Genomic DNA, 13,323 nt, shown 5'->3' on the forward strand with positions numbered 1-13,323 from the left:
TCATAGTCCAGCCTACTCGTGCGGATCCCCCCGCCGGCTCCAACCCTGCCATGGGGAACTCGTCCATGATCCGTCTCACCCGATATCTGGCAGCGATCCTCATCAGTTTGCTCGTGGCCGGCGCCGCAGGACCTGCCTTCCCGCGCGGCGAGATGCCCGGCACTTTCGACTATTACGCCCTGGTGCTCTCCTGGTCGCCCAGCTATTGCGCCGGCGAAGGTGCAGCGCGCGATGCGGCCCAGTGCAACGCCGAACGTCCCTTCGCCTTCGTGGTCCATGGGCTATGGCCACAATTCGAGCGAGGCTGGCCGGAGTTCTGCAAGACCTCCGACACGTGGGTCCCCGACGCAATGATCGAGCAGATGATGGACATCATGCCCTCGAAGCAGCTCATCATTCACGAGTGGCGGCGGCATGGAACCTGCTCGGGCCTGTCACAGGCCGACTATTTCGGCCTCATTCGTAATCTCTATGGCCAGATCACCATTCCGGCGGAATACCAGGTGCCGTCCGAAAACGTCCTCACCACGCCGGAGGAGCTGCGCAACGAGCTTGTCGCCGCCAATCCCGGCCTGGATGAAAGCATGGTCGGCGTCTACTGCGGCAACCGTCGCGACGTCGCCCGGCTCAGCAGCGTCAGAATCTGCTACAGCCGCGACGGCCAGCCCATGCCCTGCCCGCATGATCGGCGACAATGCCGAGCCGAACTGATCGTGTTGCCGGCCGCCCGCACGCGCAACGTCCAGTAACGGTTCGCGCGCGCGGCCGCCTTTCGGCCCTCGATCATCGGAAAGGGACGTTCTCCAGGGCCAGCGGCGCGAACGTTCCGCTTGCCGCATCGAGCACCTCGAGATTGCCTGTCTCGATGTCGAACAGCATGCCGTGAAGCTTGAGATTTTCCGCCTGAACGCGCTCCTCGACCCAGGGAAAGGTGCGGAGGTTCCTCAGCGAAACCTTGATGACCTCGTGCTCGCAGAGGCGCTGGACCTGTTCCTCGTCCACCCCTTGTGCAGCGGACGCCAGCGCGGTCTCTCGCGCGGGCTCGGCGATCGACATCCAGTGCGAGACGAAATCGAAGCTGCCATCCGGCCCTTTCAGCAACGCGCCGACACCGCCGCAGAAGGAGTGTCCCAGCACGATGATGTGCGGCACCTTCAGGGTGCGCACCGCGAACTCGAGCGCGGCGCTGGTACCGTGATACTCCGCGTCCGGCTGATAGGGCGGCACCAGATTGGCCACGTTGCGCACCACGAAGATCTCGCCCGGGGCTGCCCGGAAGATCAGCTGGGGATCGATCCGCGAATCGGAGCACGCGATCACCAGCGATTTCGGGGCCTGACCGCGGGCGGCCAGCGACCAGAACAGCGGCTTGAGCTCTGGCCAAGACTGCGTACGAAAATCTCGATATCCTCTCAGCAGATCGTCCACGGCAAAGTACCTCTCGCATGCTGCGCGTCTTCCTTACGCGCAAGCAGGTGGGTTCCGCAACCTGCAACCGCTCATGACGCGCGATCACACCACGACGGGCGGCCTTGGCCGCCGTGCCCCGCTGGCGGCCTGATAGATGATCGCGCCGATAATGATGGCGCCGCCGACGAGCGTCAGGGCGTCCGGCACTTCGTGCACGAAAATCCACACCCAGACCGGGCTGAGCACCAGCTCGGTCAACGATCCCAGCGTCATCTCCGCCGGGGAAAGCCGCCGCGCGCCGATCGTGAACACCAACATGCCGGATGCCAAGAGCAGCCCCATGCCCAAGCTGAGCAGGATGTCCTTGGCCGACATCGCCACCGGGCTCGCCGCCGCGCTTTGGTCGGGCCACCAGGATGCCACGAGCAGCACCGAAGCCGCGATCGCCGCTTCGGTCCAGCCCTTGTGCAGGGCGGCGGGGTTCATGTCCACGCCGGGAACCGTCTTCAGGATGACACTGTAGATCGCGAAGGTGAGGCTGGAGAACAGGACCAGCATGCTGCCCATGATGCCGCCGCCTTCCAGGCCGTCGAACACCATCAGGAATACCCCCAGCAGGCTGAAGCCCATGGCGATCCAGGTCTGGCGCCGTACGGACTCGCCCAGGATCCACCGGCTGAGGAAGGCGGCAAAGAACGGTCCCGCCCCCAGAATGAACACTGCGTTGGCAATGGTCGTGTAGCTCAGCGCCACCACGAAGAAGCTGCCCGAAGCGCCGAGCGCCAGGCCCGCCGCAAGGCCGCGCCAACCGGCCCCGCGAACCAGCGGCCATGCCCGCCCGTTGCCGAGGATGAACAGGATCAGCACGGTGGCCACCGCAAGAACCACGCCGCGGACGAGCAGGATCGGCCAAGGATTGCTGCTGTCCATGAGACGGACCAGCAGGCCCTGCAAGCTCCACAGGGTCCCGGCGAAAACCACCAGAGCCATGCCGAAGGCCACGCCTTCGATGCTGAGCCCTGCACGACCGCCGCCCGGCGATGCCACCTGGGCCATGTTCTCTCTCCAGCCAAACGCGGCCACAGGCACGCAACGAAAATGGCCGGCACGATGGTGCCGACCCCTTCTCCAAAGTGTGCTGGAAATGACGGGCGCAGACAATCCCGTTCTTGATGAATGTCACGCGCCGGCAGCCGCGACGCCGCGCTACCAGGGCGGTTCGGCGATTTCCTTGAGGGGTGCGGACTGAACGATGTCGTCGTCGTTCTGAGGAGCCCCGGCAGCCGTCCCGATGATGGACTGCTCATCGGATACCGGGACATAGCCTCCCCTGTCCCCGCCAAAAAGGCCGGACATGAAGCGCAGGGCGCGCTGGAAGACATTGAGACTGTCCATCGCGGATCACCAGGCCCCGATGGTGTCCAGCGTGCTGGCGAGGACCACTTGAGGACATTCCGAGTCGCCTTCGGTGCAGATGGGCTTGGCCGGGGTCGCGTCCATCAGCCCCGCGTCCACCGCATCGCGCGACCAGTGGGTCAGGTGGCGCACCGAATGCAGCCTGGGCAGGAAAATCGCGGACATGATCTTCCATGCGGTTGCAAGGAAGCCAGGCGAGGCAGCGCTGATGTCAGGTGAGTCGGAGCCGAAGCCAGTATGGCAAATTCCGTCTAGGCGAAAGGACATTGCCGCATCCCCTTGGGTATGTTTGTCAGGTCAGGAGAGACGGCACCCAATCCGGCAATCTTGCGCTGAATACGGCGGAATAGCGGCCTGAAAAAGGGGGCCGACATGGAGCCGGCCCTGAGAATGGCTCACGAGGTCCAGTCGCCGTGAGATACGTGTGCATGGACGGTCTCGTCCGGTGGGAGAGGCGTGCCGCTGTCGTGGTGGCTAAGAGGCGTGTCGATCGCGCCAGGCTTTGGCGCGGGGGGGTCAATTGTCGGCTGCACGGCTGGGCCATGTCCGCCGTGGCCTCCATACGAAAACCCATGTTCATGCTGCGGCATGACTGGCCCATGGCCGCCATGGTTGAGATGAGGAAACCCGTGGCTTTCCTGCGGCATGTACGCTGGCCCGGTGTTGTTCACCATGCCCGGGAAGAAATGACCAGGGCCGGCCTGGACCTCCTGGGCCTCAACCGGCCTATCTCCAATCGGTAATACTGTAGCCATGATAATCTTCCTTTGTCGTCAACATAAAAAAAGAGCACTTAGATGGCCAAGGCCGGCGCGTGCGATGGTCACGCGGTCCAGTCGCCGTGTGCGTGCGCCACAGGCATGGGCTCCTGCTGGATGGGCGCCTCCGCATTGCCGCCGTGGCCCTGAAGGTCGCCCGCATGCACCGTGGCTTGCGTCTGCACCACAGGCCCGGGCCCCTGTTGGACATGGCCGCCGCCATGACCTCCATAGCCTTGCGTCTGCACTACAGGCCCAGGCCCTTGTTGGACATGGCCGGCGCCGGCATGGCCTCCATGGCCGCCCCCGCCATGGCCTCCATGGCCTCCGTAACCGCCACGGCCTTCATAGCCGCCACGGCCTCCATAGCCACCACGGCCTTCATAGCCACCACGGCCTTCATAGCCACCACGGCCTTCATAGCCACCACGGCCTTCATAGCCACCACGGCCTTCATAGCCGCCACGGGCTTCTTGACCATACCCCTGCTCACCATACCCCTGTTGCTGCTGCGGCATCTCCGACGGCCCGAGCTGGCCCATTCCCTGTTCCTGCTGCGGCATCTCCGACGGCCCGAGCCGGCCCATTGCGTGGAGCTGTTGCCCCTGATCGTAGTCTTGTCCCTGTGCCGATTCCATTCCTGGCCCGGGGCCATCCATGATATGAACCTGCCCAGCCTGGTCCATGGCGAGGGGATGAGGCTGCCCATTCTGATCGAGGGCGTAGGGATGCCCGTCCTGCCCCATGGTGACCGGATGAGGCTGCCCGCTCTGATCAAAGGCGTAGATATGCCCGTCCGGCCCTCTGCCGAGGCCGGGAGGCAGCGGGGCCTGCCCGCCCACAGGCTGCGCAGCCGCTGCCTGCCCGACCGCAGGTTGCGCAGTCGGAGCCTGACCAGCGGCGGGGCCGGTGTGGAGAAGACCGCCCAAGGGGGACATGTTTAGAAGGCCGCCCACGGGAGACATGTTTAGCATGTTTGGAATCGCATTTGCCACTTGGCTTCCGGCGCCGACGAGGTGATTGGCCGCGTCCCCTACACCCTGCACGACACTGTCAGCAGCATGGGCCACATCTCCTATTACAGGAATATTACCTACTGCGTTGGCAACGCCATGCACCGCGCCTTCGACAACATGAGTGACGGTACCGACGACGGCTTTGGCTGCATCTGCTAGAAAACCCATAATAACCTCCAGAAAACCGCGCAATATTCTTTATAATATTTAATCATAATCGATATCTATGTATATTTTATTTCAGATATAGTGCCATCCGGAAGTATAGCTGCCTGGATCGTGAGTTGATCCTGTATGAATCTCTTCGAACATGGGCGTGTGGGGCTGAGGCGCCCCCCCAAAGGCCCGCGAGATCTGCGCATAGGGGTGGGCCGCCGCCTGCTCATATGCCTGGGTGGGCTGCGGGTAGAAATGGCCCGCTTGCCCCTGGACTTGCGCGGGCTGTGGATAGAAATGACCCCCTTGTCCATGCGCAGGATAAGACTGGCCTAGCGGAGCGTTGGGATGCATGGCGCCAGGCATGCTGGGCATGCTCATGGGTCCGCCGGGCCCTGGAGGCATCATCTGCAGCGCATTGGAGGCTATATCGAGCGGGTTGTTCCCAATGAGATTGCCGAGGAAATTCGATCCGGCACTTTCCGCAGCAGCACCTTCAGCGCCAAGTGTGGCAGCACCTTCAGCACCAAGTGCAGCGGTACCTTCAGCACCAAGTGCAGCAGCACCTTCGGCACCAAGTGCGGCAGCACCTTCGGCACCAAGTGCAGCAGCACCTTCAACACCGAGGGCAGCAGCACCTTCAGCGGCAACGCCACCCAGAGCAGCACCGCCCAAGCCGAGGGCGCCGATAGCCTCCATAGCGAGTGGTGCTAAGAATGGCATGACATGTTCCTATCTGCTCAAATCCAGCTATCTGTCCGGGTCCGACGAACCCGATCGACCGTAGCACTGCTCAGATGTGCATAGAGTCCTGGTGAATCGCGTGTGCCAACCTGGAGATATCTTCAGTGGCGCTATGCTCGTAGCCAGCATGGCTGGCATCGGGTGGCAAATGCCCGCCGTGAATATTTTGAGCACCCTGGCCGCCGTGGAGAGCCTGCCCACCTTGGCCTTGACCGACCTGGCCGCTCAAGCCTTGGCCGCCATGTGCAGCCTGGCCGGCATGACCTTGGCCACCATATCCCTGGCCACCATATCCTTGGCCACCATATCCCTGGCCACCATACCCCTGACCGGCATGCGCGGTCTGGCCGCCATACCCTTGGCCGCCGTGACCCGCCGCAACCTGGCCGTCATATACGGCCTGTCCATCGCCGGACTGCCCGTGCCCGCCCGCGTCGGTGTTGCCGCCGCCGACAGGCTTGAGGTGGAACTCATCGACGAACCGCTGTGTCGTTCCGGGCGGAACGAGCTTTGCCTGCTCGTATTCGGCCAGCAGCTGCGCGCCTGCTTGCAGTTGATTGGGCGGTGTGGATCGAAGCACCTCATGAATAGCCGCGTCCGCGGTAGCTTTGTCCTGGGCCGCCTTGGCATCTTCCGGGTGCATCTCCTGTCTGATCCAGTCCACGAGATGCGGGAGCATGGGTGCGGTCATCAGCGCTGGTGGAAGCGCCACGCCCGCTGCCTTGACATAGGTCATCGGATCTTTTGCCCCCGCCCAGAACTTGTCCATGAAGGATAGATGGGCAGTGTTTTCAGCGTGTATGGCGCCCGCGTTTGCCGGACGGTATGGCGTAGCGTTGTTGGTGAAGGGTGCCTCTTGGTGCGACAATTCCGTGGCGGGCCTGAGCTCGTGCACCGGGCTTTGCCGCCAAGACTCCTGGGGACTGACATGGGGATTATAGCCTTGGGACGCGGCCCCACGTTCGAAACTGCCGCCTGCCTCGGCGTGGGGAGTGAAGGCTCCTCCCCCGGCCTTGAGAGGAGTTCCGAGGGTTGGTTCCCCGGTGTTGAAGCCCCTCGTCTCGGCGGTATTGAAGGCTCCTTCCGCGGTATTGAAGGCCCCTCTCTCGGCGTTGTTGAGCGCGTTGACTACGCCTTCCTCGGTGTTGAAGGCCCCTCTCTCGGCGTTGTTGAGCGCGTTGAATACGCCTTCCTCGGCGTTGAAGACCCCTCTCTCGGCGCTATTGAGCGCGGTTTCTCCGGCCCTGAGGAACCCTCCCCCGGCAGCTCTTTCGGCACTGATAGCGGCGTTTTCGAAGGCGCCGGCTTCGCTGGCGGCGCCTTCAGCAGCCCTGAAAAGTGATGTCCCTCCGCTGCTAAAGAGTCCCTTCGCGACCGATACTGCGCTCTCCGCCATGCCTGCAAGCCAACTGAATGCCATCGAACTCATCCCTCAAATCCGGGGGGCGAAACACGCCAACCACCAAAACTCAATACAATCTATGGTAGAATAACGCACGCGCAAGAAGAGGTCAAAAGCATATGGTTGTAATTCCGCCGGCAGGATTAAGAGAACGTTTTTATTGAGTTGGAGAAACAATAGCACAGATGAAGCATTTTAGATGCCTCTAAGAAAAACGCAGGGCTGCACCCGAGATGAATATTGGTGCGACGAGCGCCCGCCTTTGCCAGCAGGGCCCGTCGCACCTTCGGCCGCGAGCGTCACTTACAGATGCGGCATGTCGTGGATTTGATGTGCCAGCCTGGCTATCTCATCAGTGGGGCTGCCATCCCAGTGGGCCCCATGCCCGGCATTGGCCGGCGTGTCGTGCTGGCTATGGGCATCATGTGTCCCGGCATCAGTCTGCCCTGCGGCGGGATGGCCGTCTTGCTTGCCGCTATCACCCTGTCCAGCAGCATTGCGAACATTGTGGCCATGGGCCGCCAGAAGGCCCACGCCTGCCGCGCCCGCCAAGCCCGCCGCGCCGGCGCCAACGGCCCAGGCTGCACCGTGTCCACCCCCATGCGATGAGGCATGCGCCGGTCGTGCGTCCAACGGTGAATGCGGCAGCTCTTCTGCTCTCTGAAGCGTCGGAAGATCGCCACTATGCGATGAGGCATGCGCCGGTCGCGCGTCTAACGGTGAGTTCGGCAGCTCCTGTGCTCTCTGAAGCATCGGGACGCCGCCATTATGCGATGTGTCATGCGCCGGTCGTGCGTCTAACGGTGAATGCGGCACCTCTTCTGCTCTCTGTAGCATCGGGACGCCGCCATTATGCGATGTGTCATGCGCAGGTCGTGCGTCTAATGGTGAATGCGGCAGCTCTTCTGATTTTTGCAGAGCGTGCGCGTCACCCGAGCTCTGCCGGCTCGCAAAGCTCTGCCAGTCGTCTCCTACCTGTATCTCGGAGCCCGCATCGCTCCAGTTATCTCCATATAACCGGGCATCTTCCTCGCTCGTGGTTGACCGAGGCATGTCATAGCCGGAATCCCAACTCGCGGTGCTTCGTGCATCCTCTAGCTCCACCCAGCTTGGTGAGCTGTGGGCATCAGCACCACCAAAGCCGCCCCCACCCAAAGGTTCATCCGGGGGCATGTCATAGCCGGAACCCGAACTCGCGGTGCTTCGTAAATCTTCTGCCTCCGTCCAGCTTGATGAGCTGTGGGCATCAGAACCAGAAAAGCTGCCCCCACCGAAACGGTTAGTTTCAGAAGCAAAGGGGTTTGCCTCAGAAGCAAAGGGATTCGCTTCAGAAGCAAAGGGGTTCCCCTCAGGGGCAAAGGTGTTCCCCTCAGGAATAAATCTGGCCTCCAGACTGTTTGCGTTACCCTCCAGCCTTGAACTCACCTGCTCAAGGCCTTCTTCGAGCTCTTCCATTACGGTAGGGCTAACTGCCATGGGACCGATCCTCAAGCTATCATTCACAACCTAAGGTAGAATAAGCCCACACAGGCCATAGGGTCAAAAGACAACAGCCTATTTCTCTCGACAGACTTAAAAATTACTTTTACGTGCCTGAGACATCATGACCAATGAAAGAAGCATGAAGATAATCGCCACAATAAAAAGCAAACCGTCCGGGCCGAATAGGACCATGGCCCAGCCGCCGAGGCTTGGGCCGATCATGCCGCCGAGGCCCCACATCGCCCCGAAGGCGGCGGCGCCCGCCACCAGGGTGGGGCCGGTGTAGCGCTCGCCCAGGATCGCGATGGCCATGGTGTAGATGCCGAAGCCGCAGGCGCCGATCAGCACGAGCAGGGGCCACATGAGCGCCGTTCCCATGGCAAAGGGCAAGAGCAGGGCCGCAACCGCCGTGATGACAGAACAGCCCAGCATGACCAGGCGCTTGGGCAGGTGATCGCCGATCCAGCCGATGGGGAGCTGCAGCAGCAGGTTGCCGCCGATGAGCACCGTCAGCATCAGGGTGGCGGTGGCGACCGGCAATCCGTGGCGGAGGCCGTAGAGCGGCAACAGCGCCATGACGGCCGCATCCAGGAGCGCGAAGGCGCCCACCGCTGCGAGCAGCACCGGCGCCTGCGGAAAGAAGGCGAAGAACGAGGCCGGCCGCTCCGTGGGCCGCAGCCGATCATCGATCCCCACGAAGCTGATGGGAATGATCGCCACGAACATGATGCCGGCGCCGATCAGGAACGGCGCCCAGCCTTGAAAGCCGGTGAAAGGCAGCATGGCCGGCCCCAGCGCGAAGCCACCGGACAGGATGCTGGCATAGATCGCGGTGATGCGCCCGCGATAGGGTCCCTCGGCGGTGCGCACGATCCACGATTCCGAGACCGTGAACAGGACGCAGGCGAGAAAGCCGAGCAGGAAGCGCAGGGGGAACCACAACCACAGGCTTTCCGTGAGCTTGAAGCTGATGAGGGTCAGCGCCACCAGCACGCAAGCCACCTGCGCCACCCGCTTGGAGCCGAACCGGGCGGTCAGATGCGGAATGACCGGCCCCGCCGCCAGCACGCCCAGCGGCCCGAAGCTGGCATTGAGCCCGATCAGGCTTGCCGGATGGCCGCGATGCTCGAGGATCAGCGAGAACAGCGGAAAGCTCAGCCCTAGCGTCACGTCGAACACCGTCACGCAGGCAATCGCCGCAACGAGCGTGCGCCATTGCAAACGGTTGAGGCCGGCAAAGGTCTCCATCGGGCATTCCCTCCTGGTCTGGGAAGGTGATGCCTGTTCACAAGGCCCGGCGCAACGGCATTGCTGAACGATGGTTCAATTCGCCCCGCGGTGTTGCCGGCAAGCCGCCAACCCGCTTGGGGTCAAGGCGTGGCCTTACGGCCAGGCTACCAGCGGCGGCAGCGACGACAAGATCGCCTCGACATTGCCGCCCGTCTTGAGCCCGAACGTGGTGCCGCGGTCATAGAGCAGGTTGAACTCCACATAGCGGCCCCGACGCACCATCTGCTCGCGCCGGTCGGCCTCCGTCCACGGCAGATGCATGTTGCGCCGGACGATTGCCTCATACACATCGATGAAGGCGGTGCCCACGTCCCGGGTGAAGGCGAAATCCGCGGCCCAATCGCCGCTGTCGAGATTGTCGAAGAATATGCCGCCGATGCCCCGCGGCTCGTTGCGATGGGGCAGGAAGAAATACTCGTCGCACCACGCCTTGAAGCGCGGATAGTCGGCGCAGTCATGGGGCGCGCAGGCCCGGCGCATGGCCTCGTGAAAGGCGATGCTGTCCGGATCCTCCTGGGTGCGGCGCCGTCCCAGCACCGGGGTGAGGTCGGCGCCGCCGCCGAACCAGCTCCGGGTGGTCACGATGTAGCGCGTGTTCATATGCACCGTGGGCACGTTGGGGTTCAGCGGATGCACGATCAGCGAAATGCCGGTGGCAAAGAAGCGCGGATCTTCCTCCGCACCCGGAATCTGCCGGCGGAACTCCGGCGAGAACGCGCCGTGGACGGTGGAGACATGGCAACCGGCCTTCTCAAACAGTCGCCCCTTCATTACCCCCATCACTCCGCCGCCGCCCTCGCCGTTCTCCCGCGACCATGCCTTGCGCTCGAACCGGCCGGCCGGTTGGCCCGAGCCGCCGTCGCCGCTTTCATCCTCCAGCGCTTCCAGCCGGCGATGAATAGTATCCCGCAGTTGCTCGAACCACGACCGTGCGGCTGTCTTGCGCCGGTTGAGCTCATCAGGGGAAAGCAAGGCGGTTTCGGTGGTCATGTCTGCCCGTCGTCTGCCATAGTCGTGAATTGCCGTGGTGCACGGCCCGCGAGCACAATGCCCAAAGCCGCCGTCATGTCCAGTCACGGAAAGGGGCACGGGACAGGCAAGCATATGGGGGCTTGCATTTCGGGCGGTTTCTGCTAGACACCGGCTCCCCTGTTGCAACCTATGCTGCGCAGGACCAGATCAACCGACCAGAGGTCACAAAGTCCATGTCCATCGCAACCATGACGATGGCAGGCTGATCCAAAAAGGGCGAGCACCACGTCCCGGACAGCCGGCCAAACCGAGCCCCGCGCGGGTTCGATTGTCTCAAGCCATCTGCTCCGGAGCCCACCCGTGTTTCGCTTCTTCGAACGTTCAATTGATCCATTTCGCCCGGTCGATGTCAGCCGTCCGCCCGACCGGCTCTTAGGCTTCATCTGGCATTTCGTGCGACAGTGCGGCTGGCCTCTGCCCGCCATTCTTGTGGCAGGCGTCGCCGTGGCCATCGTCGAGGTCAGCATCCTCGACTATCTCGGCCGCATCATCGATATCCTGCGCGCCACCACCCCTCAGGCGCTGGTTGCCGACTACGGCACCGAGCTCCTGTGGATGGCGCTGGTTGTCATCATAGCCCGGCCCGTCGCGCAGGGCCTGCATCTGCTGCTGGTTCATCAGGCGGTCCAGCCGAATTTCGGCAATCTGGTCCGCTGGCAGACCTATCGGTATGTGCTGCGCCAGTCCATGGGCTTCTTCCAGAACGACTTCGCCGGCCGCATCACCAACAAGATCATTCAGACCGGCCCGTCCCTGCGCGAGAGCGTCATCAGCCTTGCCGATGCGGTCTGGTATGCGGTGATCTATGTGGGCAGCGCCCTTCTGCTGTTCGCCGAGGCCGATATCCGGCTGGTCGTGCCGATCCTGCTGTGGCTCTGCGCCTATGTCCTCGTCCTCTGGTATTTCGTGCCGAAGGTGAAGACGCGCGCCACCCTCATGTCGGAGGCGAACTCGACCCTCACCGGCCGCATCGTTGACAGCTACACCAACATCATGACCGTGAAGCTGTTCGCGCATGCGAGCCGTGAGGACCAGTATGTGCGCAACGCGCTGCAGGATCACACGGCCAAGTTCTATGCGCTGCTGCGTGGCATCACCGCCATGAACTTCTCGCTCACGGTCATCAACAGCCTGCTGATCGCGGGTACCGCCGGCGTGGCGCTCTGGCTTTGGCAGGGCAATGCCATCACCGTGGGCGCCATCGCCTTCGCCACGAGCCTTACGGTGCGCGTCACCAACATGTCCGGCTGGATCATGACCGTGATCACCAACCTGTTCGAAAATCTTGGCCGGGTCGAGGAAGGCATGGAGACGATCTCGAGACCGTTCGAGATCACCGATGCTGCCAATGCGCGCGAGCTGGTGGTCACCCAAGGCGAGATCCGCTTCGAGCACGTCCGCTTCCACTATGGCAAGGAGGGCGGCATCATCGACGATCTGTCCTTCACCGTGCAGCCAGGCGAGCGGGTTGGCCTGATCGGGCGCTCCGGCGCGGGCAAGTCGACCATCGTCAGCCTGCTCCTGCGTTTCCACGACTTGGAGGCCGGGCGCATCCTCATCGACGGCCAGGATATAGCCTTGGCCTCGCAGGAATCCCTGCGCGCGGCGATCGGCGTCGTCTCGCAGGATACCTCGCTGCTGCACCGGTCGGTGGCCGACAACATCGCCTATGGCCGGCCCGAGACCACCATGGCGGAGATCGAGCGTGCCGCCCGGCTGGCGGCGGCGCACGACTTCATCCTGCGGCTTGAGGATCCGCGGGGCCGGCGCGGCTATGCGGCCCACGTGGGCGAGCGCGGGGTCAAGCTGTCCGGCGGTCAGCGCCAGCGGGTAGCCATCGCCCGCGCCATTCTCAAGGACGCGCCGATCCTGGTGCTGGACGAGGCGACCTCCGCCCTCGACTCCGAGGTGGAGGCCGAGATCCAGGAGCAGCTCTATCAGCTCATGGAGGGCAAGACGGTGATCGCCATCGCCCATCGCCTCTCCACGATTTCGCGCATGGACCGGCTGATCGTGCTCGACCGCGGCCATATCGTCGAGGAGGGCAGCCATGAAGCCCTGCTCCGGCGCGGCGGCCTCTATGCCCAGCTCTGGCAGCGGCAGTCCGGCGGTTTCCTGGCGGATGCTTAACCCTGCGCTGCGCCAGGCTCATGATAGCGGGTCTGGCGCAGCGCCTCGCCGAGCACCATGGCGCAGGCGACCGCCACGTTCAGCGAGCGAAAGCCGGGCCGCATGGGAATGGTGACCCGCAGGTCCGCCCGTTCATGCACCGCATCGGGGACGCCCGATGTCTCTCGCCCGAGCAGCAGGATGTCGTCCTCGCGAAACCGCGCGTCGAGGTAGTTGCGCTCGGCTTTGGTGGTTAGCAGCACCAGGCGTCGCCTGCCCGCCCAGTCTGTGAAATCCGCAAAAGAAGCGTGCCGACTAACCGGCGCCCGGTCGAGATAATCGAGCCCGGCCCGGCGGAAGCTGCGCTCGCTCCAGATGAAGCCGGCAGGCTCGATGATGTGCACACGCACGCCCAGGCAGGCGCCGAGCCGCAGTATCGTGCCTGCATTCTGCGGAATGTCAGGCTGGAAAAGGGCGATGTCGACCATGCTGACAGGCGGAATTCATA

The 13,323-nt window shown here is 63.3% G+C and carries 14 protein-coding genes; 4 read left to right on the top strand and 10 right to left on the bottom strand.

Annotation, left to right across the window (positions count from 1 at the left end; translation table 11 throughout):
* Positions 1 to 65: 65 nt before the first annotated feature.
* Entirely contained in the window at positions 66 to 749 is a 684-nt protein-coding gene (locus E4P09_RS11215) for a ribonuclease T2 family protein (protein ID WP_170984371.1), read from the top strand.
* A 34-nt stretch (positions 750 to 783) separates the two neighbouring features.
* Here E4P09_RS11215 and E4P09_RS11220 read toward each other — a convergent pair whose 3' ends face one another.
* The 4 genes from E4P09_RS11220 to E4P09_RS11235 all read right to left on the bottom strand — a co-directional run bounded on the left by E4P09_RS11220 (position 784) and on the right by E4P09_RS11235 (position 2,991).
* Positions 784 to 1,428 carry a carbonic anhydrase gene (locus tag E4P09_RS11220; protein ID WP_137389687.1) on the bottom strand — a complete coding sequence of 215 codons (645 nt, stop codon included), beginning with the start codon at positions 1,426 to 1,428 and terminating at the stop codon, positions 784 to 786.
* An 84-nt stretch (positions 1,429 to 1,512) separates the two neighbouring features.
* The gene (locus E4P09_RS11225) at positions 1,513 to 2,466 is read right to left on the bottom strand and encodes a DMT family transporter (RefSeq protein ID WP_137389688.1); all 954 of its coding nucleotides are present in this window, start codon (positions 2,464 to 2,466) and stop codon (positions 1,513 to 1,515) included.
* 150 nt (positions 2,467 to 2,616) lie between these two features.
* Positions 2,617 to 2,805, bottom strand: a complete 189-nt coding sequence (locus E4P09_RS11230; protein ID WP_137389689.1) for a hypothetical protein — start codon at positions 2,803 to 2,805, stop codon at positions 2,617 to 2,619.
* A gap of 6 nt (positions 2,806 to 2,811) precedes the next feature.
* The gene (locus E4P09_RS11235; RefSeq protein ID WP_137389690.1) at positions 2,812 to 2,991 is read right to left on the bottom strand and encodes a hypothetical protein; all 180 of its coding nucleotides are present in this window, start codon (positions 2,989 to 2,991) and stop codon (positions 2,812 to 2,814) included.
* Between the two features lie 682 nt (positions 2,992 to 3,673).
* On the opposite strand from E4P09_RS11235, the gene E4P09_RS11240 reads away from it, so the two are divergent.
* Complete coding sequence (locus E4P09_RS11240) at positions 3,674 to 4,528, top strand: hypothetical protein (RefSeq protein ID WP_170984372.1); 855 nt, start codon at positions 3,674 to 3,676, stop codon at positions 4,526 to 4,528.
* Between the two features lie 51 nt (positions 4,529 to 4,579).
* The gene (locus E4P09_RS11245) at positions 4,580 to 4,759 is read left to right on the top strand and encodes a hypothetical protein (RefSeq protein ID WP_137389692.1); all 180 of its coding nucleotides are present in this window, start codon (positions 4,580 to 4,582) and stop codon (positions 4,757 to 4,759) included.
* A 422-nt stretch (positions 4,760 to 5,181) separates the two neighbouring features.
* Here the strand turns inward: E4P09_RS11245 and E4P09_RS25910 are convergent, their stop codons facing one another.
* The 5 genes from E4P09_RS25910 to hemF form a co-directional block, all read right to left on the bottom strand.
* The gene (locus E4P09_RS25910) at positions 5,182 to 5,424 is read right to left on the bottom strand and encodes a hypothetical protein (protein ID WP_170984373.1); all 243 of its coding nucleotides are present in this window, start codon (positions 5,422 to 5,424) and stop codon (positions 5,182 to 5,184) included.
* Between the two features lie 125 nt (positions 5,425 to 5,549).
* Positions 5,550 to 6,920, bottom strand: a complete 1,371-nt coding sequence (locus E4P09_RS11255) for a hypothetical protein (protein WP_137389694.1) — start codon at positions 6,918 to 6,920, stop codon at positions 5,550 to 5,552.
* Positions 6,921 to 7,205: 285 nt separating this feature from the next.
* Positions 7,206 to 8,378, bottom strand: a complete 1,173-nt coding sequence (locus E4P09_RS11260) for a hypothetical protein (RefSeq protein ID WP_137389695.1) — start codon at positions 8,376 to 8,378, stop codon at positions 7,206 to 7,208.
* 96 nt (positions 8,379 to 8,474) lie between these two features.
* Positions 8,475 to 9,632, bottom strand: a complete 1,158-nt coding sequence (locus tag E4P09_RS11265) for an MFS transporter (protein ID WP_137389696.1) — start codon at positions 9,630 to 9,632, stop codon at positions 8,475 to 8,477.
* 135 nt (positions 9,633 to 9,767) lie between these two features.
* Positions 9,768 to 10,664, bottom strand: coding sequence for an oxygen-dependent coproporphyrinogen oxidase (gene hemF / locus E4P09_RS11270; RefSeq protein ID WP_137389697.1), 897 nt, complete (start codon positions 10,662 to 10,664; stop codon positions 9,768 to 9,770).
* Positions 10,665 to 11,006: 342 nt separating this feature from the next.
* Here hemF and E4P09_RS11275 point away from each other — a divergent pair, with 342 nt between their 5' ends.
* Positions 11,007 to 12,836, top strand: a complete 1,830-nt coding sequence (locus E4P09_RS11275) for an ABC transporter ATP-binding protein (RefSeq protein ID WP_137389698.1) — start codon at positions 11,007 to 11,009, stop codon at positions 12,834 to 12,836.
* Here the strand turns inward: E4P09_RS11275 and E4P09_RS11280 are convergent.
* Complete coding sequence (locus E4P09_RS11280; protein ID WP_137389699.1) at positions 12,833 to 13,303, bottom strand: tRNA (cytidine(34)-2'-O)-methyltransferase; 471 nt, start codon at positions 13,301 to 13,303, stop codon at positions 12,833 to 12,835. The two genes, E4P09_RS11275 and E4P09_RS11280, sit on opposite strands and share 4 nt — an antisense overlap.
* Positions 13,304 to 13,323: the final 20 nt, after the last annotated feature.

Source organism: Rhodoligotrophos defluvii, from assembly GCF_005281615.1.
Taxonomy (GTDB): Bacteria; Pseudomonadota; Alphaproteobacteria; order Rhizobiales; family Im1; genus Rhodoligotrophos; species Rhodoligotrophos defluvii.

Coding starts and splice junctions, on each gene's coding strand:
- E4P09_RS11215 (WP_170984371.1), top strand. CDS start 66: ATGATCCGTCTCACCCGATATCTGGCAGCGATCCTCATCAGTTTGCTC.
- E4P09_RS11225 (WP_137389688.1), bottom strand. CDS start 2,466: ATGGCCCAGGTGGCATCGCCGGGCGGCGGTCGTGCAGGGCTCAGCATC.
- E4P09_RS11230 (WP_137389689.1), bottom strand. CDS start 2,805: ATGGACAGTCTCAATGTCTTCCAGCGCGCCCTGCGCTTCATGTCCGGC.
- E4P09_RS11235 (WP_137389690.1), bottom strand. CDS start 2,991: ATGTCCGCGATTTTCCTGCCCAGGCTGCATTCGGTGCGCCACCTGACC.
- E4P09_RS11255 (WP_137389694.1), bottom strand. CDS start 6,920: ATGGCATTCAGTTGGCTTGCAGGCATGGCGGAGAGCGCAGTATCGGTC.
- E4P09_RS11260 (WP_137389695.1), bottom strand. CDS start 8,378: ATGGCAGTTAGCCCTACCGTAATGGAAGAGCTCGAAGAAGGCCTTGAG.
- E4P09_RS11265 (WP_137389696.1), bottom strand. CDS start 9,632: ATGGAGACCTTTGCCGGCCTCAACCGTTTGCAATGGCGCACGCTCGTT.
- hemF (WP_137389697.1), bottom strand. CDS start 10,664: ATGACCACCGAAACCGCCTTGCTTTCCCCTGATGAGCTCAACCGGCGC.
- E4P09_RS11280 (WP_137389699.1), bottom strand. CDS start 13,303: ATGGTCGACATCGCCCTTTTCCAGCCTGACATTCCGCAGAATGCAGGC.